Source organism: Limnohabitans sp. (assembly GCF_036804465.1).
GTDB lineage: Bacteria > Pseudomonadota > Gammaproteobacteria > Burkholderiales > Burkholderiaceae_C > Limnohabitans.
Genome location: NZ_DAIRSK010000008.1, coordinates 73,113 through 86,194, shown reverse-complemented (window position 1 = coordinate 86,194; position 13,082 = coordinate 73,113). Strand labels below are relative to the sequence as shown.

At 55.3% G+C, this 13,082-nt stretch carries 12 protein-coding genes; 2 read left to right on the top strand and 10 right to left on the bottom strand.

Features of this window, described 5'->3' with window-relative positions; translation table 11 throughout:
• Positions 1 to 81: 81 nt before the first annotated feature.
• The 5 genes from V7Q41_RS05960 to V7Q41_RS05940 all read right to left on the bottom strand — a co-directional run bounded on the left by V7Q41_RS05960 (position 82) and on the right by V7Q41_RS05940 (position 6,262).
• Entirely contained in the window at positions 82 to 1,314 is a 1,233-nt protein-coding gene (locus V7Q41_RS05960; RefSeq protein ID WP_333844181.1) for a ribonucleotide-diphosphate reductase subunit beta, read from the bottom strand.
• 84 nt (positions 1,315 to 1,398) lie between these two features.
• Complete coding sequence (locus V7Q41_RS05955; protein WP_442918808.1) at positions 1,399 to 4,314, bottom strand: ribonucleoside-diphosphate reductase subunit alpha; 2,916 nt, start codon at positions 4,312 to 4,314, stop codon at positions 1,399 to 1,401.
• Between the two features lie 352 nt (positions 4,315 to 4,666).
• Entirely contained in the window at positions 4,667 to 5,236 is a 570-nt protein-coding gene (gene ampD, locus V7Q41_RS05950; RefSeq protein WP_333844179.1) for a 1,6-anhydro-N-acetylmuramyl-L-alanine amidase AmpD, read from the bottom strand.
• 4 nt (positions 5,237 to 5,240) lie between these two features.
• Positions 5,241 to 5,453, bottom strand: a complete 213-nt coding sequence (locus tag V7Q41_RS05945) for a PP0621 family protein (protein WP_333844176.1) — start codon at positions 5,451 to 5,453, stop codon at positions 5,241 to 5,243.
• Positions 5,450 to 6,262 carry a cytochrome C assembly family protein gene (locus tag V7Q41_RS05940; protein ID WP_333844174.1) on the bottom strand — a complete coding sequence of 271 codons (813 nt, stop codon included), beginning with the start codon at positions 6,260 to 6,262 and terminating at the stop codon, positions 5,450 to 5,452. Before V7Q41_RS05940 ends, V7Q41_RS05945 begins: the two co-directional genes overlap by 4 nt.
• A 56-nt stretch (positions 6,263 to 6,318) precedes the next feature.
• Here V7Q41_RS05940 and ffh point away from each other — a divergent pair, with 56 nt between their 5' ends.
• On the top strand, positions 6,319 to 7,698 hold the full coding sequence (gene ffh, locus V7Q41_RS05935) for a signal recognition particle protein (RefSeq protein WP_333844172.1): 1,380 nt from the start codon (positions 6,319 to 6,321) through the stop codon (positions 7,696 to 7,698).
• Between the two features lie 5 nt (positions 7,699 to 7,703).
• Here the strand turns inward: ffh and miaB are convergent, their stop codons facing one another.
• Complete coding sequence (miaB, locus tag V7Q41_RS05930; RefSeq protein ID WP_333844170.1) at positions 7,704 to 9,047, bottom strand: tRNA (N6-isopentenyl adenosine(37)-C2)-methylthiotransferase MiaB; 1,344 nt, start codon at positions 9,045 to 9,047, stop codon at positions 7,704 to 7,706.
• Between the two features lie 269 nt (positions 9,048 to 9,316).
• On the opposite strand from miaB, the gene V7Q41_RS05925 reads away from it, so the two are divergent.
• A complete protein-coding gene (locus V7Q41_RS05925; protein WP_333844169.1) occupies positions 9,317 to 10,516 on the top strand; it encodes a carbonic anhydrase in 1,200 nt (399 codons plus the stop codon).
• Between the two features lie 54 nt (positions 10,517 to 10,570).
• On the opposite strand, the gene V7Q41_RS05920 is transcribed toward V7Q41_RS05925, so the two are convergent.
• From V7Q41_RS05920 to V7Q41_RS05905, 4 genes are read right to left on the bottom strand one after another with little or no spacing between them, the layout of a single operon-like run.
• Entirely contained in the window at positions 10,571 to 11,008 is a 438-nt protein-coding gene (locus V7Q41_RS05920; RefSeq protein WP_333844167.1) for a hypothetical protein, read from the bottom strand.
• Positions 11,009 to 11,020: 12 nt separating this feature from the next.
• Positions 11,021 to 11,440, bottom strand: coding sequence for a flagellar motor switch protein FliN (gene fliN, locus V7Q41_RS05915; protein ID WP_333844163.1), 420 nt, complete (start codon positions 11,438 to 11,440; stop codon positions 11,021 to 11,023).
• 14 nt (positions 11,441 to 11,454) lie between these two features.
• Positions 11,455 to 12,447 (bottom strand): flagellar motor switch protein FliM, encoded by a 993-nt coding sequence (gene fliM / locus V7Q41_RS05910; RefSeq protein WP_333844161.1) that lies wholly within the window; start codon positions 12,445 to 12,447, stop codon positions 11,455 to 11,457.
• Between the two features lie 12 nt (positions 12,448 to 12,459).
• Complete coding sequence (locus tag V7Q41_RS05905; protein WP_333844159.1) at positions 12,460 to 13,056, bottom strand: flagellar basal body-associated FliL family protein; 597 nt, start codon at positions 13,054 to 13,056, stop codon at positions 12,460 to 12,462.
• Positions 13,057 to 13,082: the final 26 nt, after the last annotated feature.

The window sequence follows — 13,082 nt, the reverse complement described above, 5'->3', positions numbered from 1 at the left end:
AGGGTGTGTCTGACACGACGTCTCTATCACGGACGTTTTCGTAGGCGGCAGACAAATGAGGTGACATGTCGTTGAAATTCATCAATCCCAAGAAAGAGCACCACCCGATTGGTACTCAATCACTCGGGTTTCGAAGAAGTTACGTTCTTTCTTGAGGTCGATCATCTCGCTCATCCAAGGGAACGGGTTCTCCTCGTTGGGGAACAGCGCCTCTAAACCGATTTGTGTTGCACGTCGGTTGGCGATGTAGCGCAAGTAGCCCTTGAACATCGAGGCGTTCAAGCCCAACACGCCACGAGGCATGGTGTCTTCGGCATAGCGGTATTCAAGTTCGACGGCTGTCATGAACAAGGCGTTGATCTCTTCCTTGAACTCGGGTGTCCACAGCTGAGGGTTTTCGAGTTTGATTTGGTTGATCAAGTCGATGCCAAAGTTGCAATGCATGGACTCGTCGCGCAAGATGTATTGGTACTGTTCAGCTGCACCGGTCATTTTGTTTTGACGCCCGAGCGCCAAAATTTGGGTGAAGCCCACGTAGAAAAACAAGCCTTCCATCAAGCAAGCGAACACGATCAGCGACTTCAAGAGTGTTTGGTCGTTTTGCAATGTGCCCGTGTGGAAGTTGGGGTCCATGATGGCTTCGATGAAGGGAATCAGGAACTCATCTTTGTCGCGGATTGATTTGACTTCATGGTAGGCGTTGAAGATCTCGCCTTCATCCAAGCCCAAAGACTCGACGATGTACTGGTAGGCGTGCGTGTGAATCGCTTCTTCAAATGCTTGGCGCAGCAAGAACTGACGACACTCTGGCGCGGTGATGTGACGGTAAGTGCCCAACACGATGTTGTTGGCGGCCAATGAGTCAGCGGTCACGAAGAAGCCGAGGTTGCGCATGATCAAGCGGCGCTCGTCATCTGTCAGTCCATTGGGGTCTTTCCACAAAGCGATGTCGCGCGTCATGTTGACTTCTTGCGGCATCCAGTGGTTGGCGCAGGTGGCAAGGTATTTTTCCCAAGCCCATTTGTACTTGAACGGCACCAACTGGTTGACGTCGGTTTGGCCGTTGATGATGCGCTTGTCAGCAGCTGTCACGCGACGTGTGCTGGTGGCAGTGGCAGAGGGTGCTGGGCTGGGCTTGGCCTGCGCGGTGGCTGCCAGAGGCACTGTGGCGCCGTCATTCAGAGTACGGGTTGCCGCAACAGGCTGATCAGCAGGTGTCGCAGAAAGAGGTGGCAGTTCCATCGAGCGGTGAGGTAGTCCGCTTGCAAGAGGTGATGGCGATGAGGGCTTGACTTCTTCGTCCCAGGTCAACATAAGTTTTTATCCAATGTGTGAATTATGAATGCAACGAAGACAAACGCAAAGCATTCGTGATCGTCGTTACAAGTTTTTGTTGTATCACTGACACGATTCGCAGGTGGGGTCATCCACACCGCAGAACGCAATGTCTGTGGCGGGAATGGCATTCATCTGCGTTTGCGCAGCAGCGGCGGCTGCTTCGAGAGCACTCATACCACCGGCAGCTGGGCCCGAAGACACCGCGTTGTGTGAGCCAGCTTGTACAGTTGATTTCTCAACTTGCTGCGCGCTGGAGGTGCGAAGGTAGTAGGTGGTTTTTAAGCCGCGTAACCATGCGAGCTTGTAGGTCTCATCGAGTTTTTTGCCGGATGCGCCTGCCATGTAGATGTTGAGCGATTGGGCTTGGTCGATCCACTTTTGGCGGCGCGACGCAGCTTCAACCAACCATGTGGCATCCACTTCAAACGCTGTGGCGTACAAGGCTTTGACCTCTTGTGGCACGCGGTCAATGGGGCGCAACGAGCCGTCAAAGTGTTTGAGGTCCATCACCATCACGTCGTCCCACAAACCCAGGCGCTTCAAGTCGCGCACCAGATAGTGGTTGATGATGGTGAATTCACCCGACAAGTTGGACTTGACGGATAAGTTGCCAAAGCAAGGCTCGATGGAGGCATCTACACCAATGATGTTGGAGATGGTGGCTGTGGGTGCGATGGCCACGCAATTGGAGTTACGCATACCGTCTTTGGCGATCTTGGTGCGCAGTGCATCCCAATCCATGGTCTTGCTGCGGTCGACTTCTAGGTAGCCACCCCGCGCTTGAGACAACATGTCGAGCGAATCGATGGGCAAGATGCCTTGGTCCCAAAGCGAACCTTTGTAGCTGGCATATTGGCCGCGCTCTTTGGCCAATTCGGATGAGGCCCAGTAAGCGTAATAGCAAACGGCCTCCATGGAGCGGTCCGCAAACTCAACTGCAGCTTGTGAGGCATAAGGCACGCGCATTTCGTACAAGCTGTCTTGGAAGGCCATGAGCCCTAAGCCCACAGGGCGGTGACGCAGATTGGAGTCACGTGCTTTCTTGACGGCGTAGTAGTTGATGTCGATCACGTTGTCGAGCATGCGCATGGCCACTTTGATGGTGCGCTTGAGCTTGTCGTGGTCGAGCTCTTTGCCGTTGGGGCCGTCTATCAAGTGCTGAGACAGGTTGACGGAGCCCAAATTACATACCGCAGTCTCGGTGTCGCTGGTGTTGAGTGTGATCTCGGTACACAAGTTAGACGAGTGCACCACACCCACGTGTTGTTGGGGGGAGCGCACGTTGCATGGGTCTTTGAACGTGATCCATGGGTGACCCGTTTCAAACAGCATGGTGAGCATCTTGCGCCACATGTCCGTGGCTTGCAAAGTTTTGCTAGGCTTGATTTCGCCGCGCTTGGCTTTGGCTTCGTAGGCCACATAGGCGGTTTCAAAAGCAGTGCCGAACAAGTCGTGCAAATCAGGCACATCAGAGGGAGAGAACAAGGTCCACTCGCCTTTTTCCATCACGCGACGCATGAACAAGTCAGGAATCCAGTTGGCGGTGTTCATGTCGTGGGTACGACGGCGGTCGTCACCGGTGTTTTTGCGCAACTCAAGGAACTCTTCGATGTCCAAGTGCCAGGTCTCGAGATAGGTACACACTGCGCCTTTGCGCTTGCCGCCTTGGTTCACCGCTACGGCGGTGTCGTTGACGACTTTCAAGAAGGGCACCACGCCTTGAGATTCGCCATTGGTGCCTTTGATGTGGCTGCCCAATGCACGCACACGCGTCCAGTCATTGCCCAAACCACCCGCAAATTTAGACAGCAGTGCGTTTTCTTTGATCAACTCGTAGATGCCGTCTAAGTTGTCAGGCACGGTCGACAAGTAGCAACTAGACAGCTGTGACCGCAAGGTCCCGCTGTTGAACAAGGTAGGTGTGCTGGACATGAAGTCAAACGACGACAGCACTTCATAGAACTCAATGGCGCGGGTTTCGCGGTCGACTTCGTTGAGCGACAGGCCCATGGCCACACGCATGAAGAAAGCTTGCGGCAACTCAATCCGTGTCTTGCGCACATGCAAAAAGTAGCGGTCATACAAGGTTTGCAGGCCCAGGTAATCGAACTGCAAATCTCGGCTGGCTTTGAGGGCTGCGCCCAAGCGTGGCAAGTCAAACTGCAGCATGGCTGGGTCGAGCAATTCGTTGTCCACCCCTTTTTGAATGAACTGAGGGAAGTACTCTGCATAGTGCTGACCCATGTCTGCGTGCAGCACCTCTTTGCCCAACACTTCTTTGGCGATGGTGTGCATCAACAAACGTGCGGTGGCGTAGGTGTAGTCTGGGTCTTTTTCGATCAGCGTACGGGTGGCCAAGATCGCGGCCTTGTAGACCTCGTCCATCGGCACACCGTCGTATAGGTTGCGCATGGTCTCGGCCATGATGGGTTCGGGTTTGACGTCAGCCCCCAAGCCTGCGCATGAGTCGTTGATCAGCCGTTGCAGGTTGTTCAGGTCTAAGGCGACGCGTTGGCCGTGGTCCATCACGTGCAAAGTTGGCGCTGCTGGGGCTTTTTCTTCTTTGACATGGGCGCGTTCTTGGTTACGTCGCTCGCGGTAGAGCACGTAGACACGTGCAATTTCGTGGTGACCACCACGCATCAAGCCCAATTCGACTTGGTCTTGTACATCTTCGATGTGGAAGGTGCCGCCGCCTGGGCGTGAACGCATCAGGGCGCGGACCACGCCTTGGGTGAGGGCTTCGACCATCTCACGAACGCTGGCCGATGCCGCGCCTTGCGTGCCGTGCACGGCCAAAAATGCCTTCATCATGGCCACAGCAATCTTGGCGGGTTCGAACGGAACCACAGCGCCATTGCGGCGGATGATTTGGTAATGCGTCAACAAGGTGGGGGTTTGGGAGAGCGCGCGGTCGTGAGCGACAGAAGTGTGACCCATGGGGGTGGTGTGCACAGCGGTTTCTGCAGTTTGCATGTCTTTTTTCTTCCTTATGAGCAGTTCAATCGTGCCTTGCAAAAGCGGTGCATTGACCACTTTTCAAAAATCCAAGTCGACACTATATCTGGTGTTCGATGGTGTGCCAAGACGCTACAGGTAGTGTTTTGGTAGGAAATGCTTACATTTGAAATCTCGTCAAATGAAGTGACCTGCACGTTGATTTTTTGACACCTGTTTGAGCTCAGTGTTGGTGGGAGATTGGATGAGAGATCTAAGGTTGACGCCGTATTTCAAGTTGTTTAGGGCGCAGATGCGCATGGCGTCTCAGACTGAAATCTAAATTTACAAAATCTGCGAAATTAATTTTTTTTTGATGAATGACAGAAAATTAATTCTTCACAGGAAAACTGTCGTCAGACCATCCCAAAGATCGCTGCAAAAGCGCCCAATCAAAGCCTGCACCCGGATCGAGTTTGCGATTGGGGGCCACATGTTCGTGACCCAGGATGTGATGCAGTTGGTAGTGTTGTGCGATGGCTGCGCACACGCTGCTCAGCGTTTCATACTGAGGGGTTTCAAAGCTGAGACCGTCCAAGCCTTCGAGTTCAATGCCTATCGAAAAATCATTGCAGTTGTCGCGCCCTTGAAAACTGGATTGGCCAGCATGCCACGCGCGGTCGTCGCAGCTGACAAACTGAATCAGTGCGCCATCGCGGCGAATCACAAAGTGCGCGGACACTTCGGCGCCGCGTATGTGTTGGAAGTAAGGGTGCGCATCCCAGTCGAGCGTGTTGGTAAAGAGCGCTTCAATTTGCGGGCCACCGTACTCGCCAGGCGGCAGGCTGATGGCGTGCACCACCACCAAATCAATCGAGGTGTGGGCGGGGCGCGGTCCAAAGTTGGGCGACGGCGTGTGTTTGGCAAAGCGGTACCAGCCGTTGTGCCACATCGGCGTCATGGCCTCAACCTTCATGGCTATCGCGGTGTGCTGGGCTGCAATACGCGCCCTTGGCACCCTGCGTGATTTCGCTCTCTGGCACATGCGTGCCGCAATGCACGCAGGCCACCATCTCTTGTGGACCTGTGGGTTTGGCAGGTGGCGCTTTGGGCTTGCGTTGTAGGCGCAGCCACCAAATCGCCCCCACAACGATGAGCAGCAGGATCAGGTACTTCATGCGACTCGACCCAACACCACTTCCAAAACAAAGCGCGAGCCCGCATAGCCCAACATCAACAGACTCGTGCCAATGTAGAGGACACGCACGGCTTTGCGCCCGCGCCAGCCAAAACGACTGCGTGCAATCAACAGCACCGCAAAAGTCAACCAAGCCATGAGGGAGAAAACAGTTTTGTGATCCCAACGCCACGCCGCTTGTTGGCCATACAAACTGTCACCAAACAACCAACCAGCTGCCAAGGTCGCCGTCAGCAACACAAATCCAGCAGTCACAAACCGAAAGGTCAGCCGCTCCAGCGTCAGCAGCGGCAAGCCCACATGCGTGTCAGCGCCCATGCGCATGTTTTTCTCCACCCGGGTCATCATCGCTGCATGCACCACGGCTGCCGCAAACAAACCATAGGACGCCACTCCCAACGCCAGATGCAAAGGCAGCAAAGGCGAGGTCTGTGTGTGCAACGCGTTGCCGGGAAACACGCAAGCCAACATCACCACGAAAGCGCCCAGAAAAGACAAGGTCCAGCGGGAGCGCAATTGCGGAAACCAGTGTTGTTCGAGCGTGTAAAAAGTGATCACCAACCACAGGGTGACGGACAGCGCAGGTGCAAAACCAAATCGCAGACCACCGTCTTGCGGGGCAAACAGAGCGACCACAAGACCCAAGCCATGCAGCAGCCAAGGCGCCACGATCAAGCGGTGACCCATGCTGGGGGCCACGCGCGGGCCAATCAGAGCCGTGAGGGCGTAGGCGGCTGCCGTGGGAACGCCAAGCCAAAGGTTGAGCGAAATGTCGCTGGCTAAAATCATGACAACAGTTTAGCGTTTTGCTACACACGCACAAACAGCACCTCAAAGGGGGTTTTATGGCCTCAGCCCTGACCGACAAACTTTCGCGCCTCGTCAAACACATCAGCGGACAGGCCCGCATCACAGAAAGCAATGTGGCCGACATGTTGCGCGAGGTGCGCATGGCTTTGCTCGAAGCCGACGTGGCGCTGCCCGTGGTGCGCGACTTCATTGCCCGCGTCAAAGACAAAGCTTTAGGCCAAGATGTGGTGGGCTCACTCAAACCCGGCCAAGCCTTGGTCGCCATCGTCAACCAAGAGCTGGCGGCCACCATGGGCGAGGGCGTGAGCGACTTGAATCTTGCCGCCCAACCGCCCGCTGTGATTTTGATGGCTGGTTTGCAAGGCGCGGGTAAAACCACCACCACCGCCAAGCTGGCGCGTTGGCTCATCAACCAACGCAAGAAAAAAGTGCTGACCGTCTCGGGCGACGTGTACCGTCCCGCGGCCATTGAGCAGCTCAAAACCGTCACCGCCCAAGCGGGCGCCGAATGGTTCCCTAGTTCGCCCGACCAAAAGCCCGCCGACATCGCGCGCGCTGCGCTCGACTACGCACGCAAGCATTACTTTGATGTGCTGCTGGTCGACACTGCGGGTCGCTTGGCGATTGACGAGGCCTTGATGGCCGAGATCAAAGAGCTGCACCGCGTCTTGAACCCGATCGAGACCTTGTTTGTGGTGGACGCCATGCAAGGCCAAGACGCCATCAACACGGCCAAGGCCTTCAGCGATGCGCTGCCCTTGACCGGCATTGTGCTGACCAAACTCGATGGCGACTCTCGTGGCGGTGCGGCCTTGTCGGTGCGGCAAATCACAGGCGCACCCATCAAGTTTGCGGGTACCAGCGAGAAGCTGGACGGCTTGGAACTGTTTGATGCCACCCGCCACGCTGGCCGTGTGTTGGGCATGGGCGACATCTTGGCCTTGGTCGAGCAGGTCACGGCGGGTGTGGACATGGCAGCGGCCCAAAAACTGGCCGACAAGGTCAAACGCGGAGATGCATTTGATTTGAACGACTTTCTTGCACAAATTCAGCAAATGCGCTCCATGGGCGGCCTGTCCAGCCTCATGGACAAATTGCCCACCCAAATGGCGGCCAAAGCCGGTCAGGTCGACATGGACAAGGCCGAGAAAGACATAGGCCGCAAGCAAGGCATCATCCACAGCATGACCTTGCTAGAGCGCCGCAAGCCCGACCTCATCAAAGCCACGCGCAAGCGCCGCATTGCCGAAGGCGCTGGCGTGCAAGTGCAAGACGTCAACCGCTTGCTCAAAGAGTTTGAGCAAATGCAAACCATGATGAAGAAGATGAGCGGCGGCGGCATGATGAAGATGATGAAAAAGCTCGGCGGCATGAAAGGCATGATGGGGGGCGGCGGCTTCCCCGGCATGCGCTGAACCCGTTAAGCCGTCTCTTTCACCAACACCTCACCCCGCAGGGAATGCGGGTTGGCCTGCGTGATCTTCACATCAATCAGTTGGTTCATCAGTCGCTCAGGGTTGGGGCCGCCTTGGAAATTGACGATGCGGTTGCACTCGGTGCGGGCACGCAGCTCGGTGGCGTCTTTCTTGGCATAACCATCCACCAACACACGTTGCACCGTGCCCACGCGTTGCACGTTGATGTCGTGCATGTTGTCTTCGATGATTTTTTGCACCTCTTGCAAGCGGCGCAGCTTCACCTCGTGGGGGGTATCGTCATGCAGGTTGGCTGCAGGCGTGCCTGGGCGGGGGCTGAAGATGAAGCTGAACGAGTTGTCAAAGGTCACATCGTGCATGAGCTTGATCAGCTTTTGGTGGTCTTCTTCGGTCTCGCCAGGAAAACCCACAATGAAGTCTGAGCTCATCGCCATGTCGGGGCGAATGGCGCGCAGCTTTTTCACCGTGCTTTTGTATTCCATGGCGGTGTAGCCGCGCTTCATGGCCATCAAAATGCGGTCGCTGCCGTGCTGCACGGGCAAGTGCAAATGGCTCACCAACTGCGGCACCTTGGCATACACATCAATCAAGCGTTGCGTGAACTCGTTGGGGTGGCTGGTGGTGTAGCGGATGCGTTCGATGCCCGGGATCTCGGCCACGTACTCAATCATCAGCGCAAAGTCGGCAATCTCAGCCGTGCCACCCATGGCACCGCGGTAGGCGTTGACGTTTTGCCCCAGCAGCGTGACTTCTTTCACGCCCTGTGCGGCCAGGCCTGCAACCTCCACCAACACATCGTCAAACGGGCGGCTCACCTCTTCGCCACGCGTGTAGGGCACCACGCAGTAGCTGCAATATTTGCTGCAGCCTTCCATGATGCTCACATAGGCGCTGCCGCCGTCGACGCGGGCAGGCGGCAGGTGGTCAAACTTTTCGATCTCTGGAAAGCTGATGTCCACTTGCGGGCGCATGAGCGATTCGCGCTGGTTCAGCAACTCAGGCAAACGGTGCAAAGTTTGTGGCCCAAACACCACGTCCACATAAGGTGCGCGGGCAATGATGGTGGCGCCCTCTTGGCTGGCCACGCAGCCGCCCACCGCAATCTTGACGCCCTTGGCTTTCAAGTGTTGGATGCGGCCGAGGTCAGAAAACACTTTTTCTTGGGCTTTTTCGCGCACCGAACAGGTGTTGAAGACGATCAGGTCGGCTTGTTCGACATCGTTGGTTTTTTCGTAACCTTGGGCTTCGCCCAGCACGTCCACCATCTTGTCCGAGTCGTACTCGTTCATTTGGCAACCGAAGGTTTTGATGAAGACTTTGCGGCTCATGGCTGAGCCTCCCCGTGGGGATAAAAGCAGCGGTTCATGGTGTTGATCCAGAGGCTGTGAAAGAAGCTCTCCATTCTAAGTTGATGCAGTGCGGGCCTGTTTTTAGTGCTTTTATTGTTTTTATTGGTTGCGGCAATAATTTGCCAATCTCTGTGGAAATTAAAGCTTGTGTCAAATCATGCCGATACCCACTGACCAGCCCGAACAGGTGCGTGCCCTGCGCGTTGTTGTTTGGCTTCCTCAAATTGCACCCACTCAAGTGAATGGCCATGAAAAAATATTTAAGACTGATCATTGAAATCGTCATGGGCCTGCTGCTCGCAGGCGCTTTGGTTTTTGGTTACTGGAGCTACACCGGTAAAAACCATGCCATGGGCGAACTGACCGAAGCCAGCGAAGGCGCGACAGAAGCACAAGCAGAACTCGACAAACTGACCAAGGCATTGGAAGACGCCAAAGACAGGCTGGAAGAGTCTGAGCCAGCCGCCAAACAACTGGAGGCTTTGAAAGAGTCATTCACCAACGGCGTGGTCTTGCAAGACTACGAAGCATTCATCAAGGCTCAAAAAGGCCCTGTGACCAGCGAACGCCAATTGGGGCTCGGCGCACTGCGCTTGTTGACCAATGGTGCTGATGACCCCGAAACCATCAGCGCCTTCCAAAAGGCCATGGAGATGGCCGAGTGGTCCTCCCGATTGAAATCCATTTGCGCGGCGCAAAGGGCATTGGCTGCAGCGGGGCAAAAAGTCAAAGTATTGGCAGACTGTGCCGCTGAACATTCTGACGCCAAAGGCCACAAAAAAGGCCATGCCGTGCATTGGGACTATGCCGGTGACATGGGCCCAGAAAATTGGGGCGACGAGTTCCCCACCTGCGGCAAAGGCACCAAACAAGCGCCCTTGAACATCACAGGTCCTTTTGAGAAATCCAAAGACGTGTTGGTGGTCAACTACAAAGAAGGCCCACTGAAGATCTTGAACAATGGCCACACCATCCAAGTCAATGTGGAGCCGGGCAGCACATTGAAGATCAACAAAGATGTGTACAACCTGTTGCAGTTCCACTTCCACCGCCCAAGCGAAGAGCAAATTGACGGCAAGCCCATGGCCATGGTGGCGCACTTTGTCCATAAAAATGCCGATGGCAAGCTGGCTGTGTTAGGCGTGCTGCTCAATGACGGCAAAGACAACGCCGCCATTCAAACCCTGTGGAACAACGCCCCTAAGACCGAAGGCCCAGAAGTGGTGGTGGACAAGCTCAAGTTTGACCCCAGCAGTTTGGTGCCCGCCGCGTTGACGCACTACAACTATGAAGGCTCGTTGACCACGCCACCTTGCACAGAAGGCGTGAGCTTCTACATCTTGAAGACGCCTGTGGAGATTGGCAAAAAGCAAGTCATGGACTTCCCCTTCAAGCGCAATGCACGTCCTGTTCAGCCTCTGAATGGCCGCAAAATTAACGCCAATTGATGGCCTGAGCCCATGAAAAACGCCTGCTCTTGCAGGCGTTTTTTTGTGTCTTGATCAAGACAGCTTGGGCGGTGGTGAGGGCAGGGTGTAGAGCAGTGGCATGGCCACGGCCACCAGCAAGAACACCAACACCACAAAGATCAGCAGCAGCTTAGAGAATTCCGGCGTGTCTGGAAACTTGGCTTTGGGGGCAGGGGGCTGCTCAATTTTGATGGGGGGTAGCTGCATTCCCGCGCCATCGCGAACTGCTCGCGATCGAAACACATTGATCACGGGCATGCCATTGGCTTGCGTGCCGCTGAGGGTGCAGGCAATTTTCAAAGCGGCTTGAACCTTGGCCTGTGGCGAGGTGAATTGGCCTTGGCCATCCGCTTCCAACTCACGTACCTGGGCTGGGGTCAGTCCGCACAAACGCGCCACACGGGCATGGTCGAGTTTGCACAAGGCACGCAAACGCAGCATGGCCTGAGGGTCAATGAGATGCGCGTTCATTCACATGAACAGTTAGATGAGTTTGAGGCGCTCAGAAGAAGGCACCACACGCGTCAGGCGAACACCATAGCGGTCGTTCACCAACACAATTTCACCCTGAGCCACGATCGAGTTGTTCACCAACAGGTCCAGCGGTTCGCCCGCAATGCGGTCCAGCTCGACCACGCTGCCTTGGGTCAGACGCATCAAATCTTTGATCTTGATTTGTGCGCGGCCCACTTCGATGGATAAGTTCACCACGATGTTTTGCAACACCTCGGGGTTGATGTTGCCTGGCATGGTGGGTTTGAAATCCTCCAAGCTCGGTTCATCGTCGGCAGGCGCTGGCGCAGGCGCTGCGGCGACCTCCACGTCTGTGCGCTCAGAAGCGACAAGAGAGGTGGCCTCTGCGGCGTCAAGTTCTGGGGTTGGGTTGTCTTTTTCGTCGGTCATGATGGATTCCTATCTCAGGGTTTGCCGTGAACGTGTTCGTGGTCAATTTGCACCGCCACTTGTGAGCCGCGTGTGCCCACATTGACGTGAAATGCGGGGACGCCATTGGTGCTCATCAGCGCCGTGTCATCCTTTTTGAAGAACAACAAATCACCTTCTTGCAAATGGTTCAAGTGGTGCAGCGTGGTTTTGATCTCACCCATGGTGACTTGCAAATCCAGCTTGGCGTCGCCCACAGCGGCGGCGAGGGCCAAGCGCCATTTCTTATCTGACTCTTCGTTGCCTTCGCCGCTTTGCACACGGCTGCTGAGCAGCTCGCGCACAGGCTTCAAGGTGGCGTAGGGGTAGACCAAGTCAATGAAGCCTTTGCCACCGCTGGCCGTGGCCTCGGCTTCAAAGCGGCTCAGCACCACCAAGTCGTTTTCGTCGGCGATCTGGGCGAACTGAGGGTTGATTTCAGAGCTCACGTGTTCGCATTCGATGGGCATCAAGGGCCCCCACGCTTCAGTGAGTGAGCGAAAGAACACTTCCAGAATGATTTTGATGATGCGTGATTCAGTCGGCGTGAACAAGCGGCTGGGTGGTAACTCGCCCACGCCCTTGCCAAAGCCACCAAAAAAGCTGTCGAGCGAGCTGAACACCACATTGGGGTCGATGATGATCACCGAGTTGCCGCGCAGCGGATTCATGCGAATCATGTTGACCGACAGTGGGGCACGCAGGCCTTTGAGGTAGTCGCCAAATTTCAAAATTTGCACGCGTGTGGGGTTCACACGCGGGCTGGTACGCAGCACCTCAAGCAAGCCAAGTCGGAACAGCCGGATGAAGCGTTCGTTGATCATGTCGATCGACGACACGTTCACACCCAGGCTGCTGTCTTCGCTGGCGAGGTCGTGCTTGCGCACCCGCACGCTGTTGTTAAAGCCAGTGTCGGTCTCGATCGAACCGTCGCGCACGCCTTCCGACAGCGCGGCCAGTTCTTCGTCCGAGAGCAGGTTAGATTTCATGGCGGTTCAAAGTTACTGCATCACAAAAGAAGTGAAGAACACGTCTTCAATACCGCCGAAGTCTTCGTACTTCATGAGCATCTCGTTCATCACGACTTTGATTTTGGCGGCCAAGTCGATCCGAAAGTCAGTCTTGGCGACATCGGCTTCTGTGGTTTGGCGCATCACATCTAAGACGGCCGAGCGAATGGCAAATTCATGCTTTTTGACGTTGTCAAAGACGCGTGAGTCATAGTGCGTCATGATCGCCATCTGAACCACCATGACTTTTTTAGAGCCAGTGATGTTGGTCATGAATTCTTTGTCAATTTGCAGATAGGTGTTCTCAAAGCGTGTGGCTTCGGCATCCTTCTTGACTTTGGCCATGCTCTCAGGCGTCGCGGCTTTGGCGTTCGCCGCGTCTTTTTCTAACTCGTCCACTTTTTCGTGCGCCGCGGCTTCGCTCTTGCGTTCAAAGTAGCCAGAGAAATACAAGGTGCCGAATGTCACGGACATGATCAGGACGATCACGGACAACGCGATCACCAAGATCAAAAGAATTGGTTTCTTTTTCTTTGGTTCGCCTTCGACGACTTCTGGCGTCGGTGCTGCTGCTGCTTCTGTTGCCATTTCATTCTCCTAATGTTCAGATTGTC

Excerpts from the sequence above, each read along its gene's own strand:
- V7Q41_RS05960 (WP_333844181.1), bottom strand. The coding sequence starts at position 1,314 with ATGTTGACCTGGGACGAAGAAGTCAAGCCCTCATCGCCATCACCTCTT.
- V7Q41_RS05955 (WP_442918808.1), bottom strand. The coding sequence starts at position 4,314 with ATGCAAACTGCAGAAACCGCTGTGCACACCACCCCCATGGGTCACACT.
- ampD (WP_333844179.1), bottom strand. The coding sequence starts at position 5,236 with ATGACGCCGATGTGGCACAACGGCTGGTACCGCTTTGCCAAACACACG.
- V7Q41_RS05945 (WP_333844176.1), bottom strand. The coding sequence starts at position 5,453 with ATGAAGTACCTGATCCTGCTGCTCATCGTTGTGGGGGCGATTTGGTGG.
- V7Q41_RS05940 (WP_333844174.1), bottom strand. The coding sequence starts at position 6,262 with ATGATTTTAGCCAGCGACATTTCGCTCAACCTTTGGCTTGGCGTTCCC.
- ffh (WP_333844172.1), top strand. The coding sequence starts at position 6,319 with ATGGCCTCAGCCCTGACCGACAAACTTTCGCGCCTCGTCAAACACATC.
- miaB (WP_333844170.1), bottom strand. The coding sequence starts at position 9,047 with ATGAGCCGCAAAGTCTTCATCAAAACCTTCGGTTGCCAAATGAACGAG.
- V7Q41_RS05925 (WP_333844169.1), top strand. The coding sequence starts at position 9,317 with ATGAAAAAATATTTAAGACTGATCATTGAAATCGTCATGGGCCTGCTG.
- V7Q41_RS05920 (WP_333844167.1), bottom strand. The coding sequence starts at position 11,008 with ATGAACGCGCATCTCATTGACCCTCAGGCCATGCTGCGTTTGCGTGCC.
- fliN (WP_333844163.1), bottom strand. The coding sequence starts at position 11,440 with ATGACCGACGAAAAAGACAACCCAACCCCAGAACTTGACGCCGCAGAG.
- fliM (WP_333844161.1), bottom strand. The coding sequence starts at position 12,447 with ATGAAATCTAACCTGCTCTCGGACGAAGAACTGGCCGCGCTGTCGGAA.
- V7Q41_RS05905 (WP_333844159.1), bottom strand. The coding sequence starts at position 13,056 with ATGGCAACAGAAGCAGCAGCAGCACCGACGCCAGAAGTCGTCGAAGGC.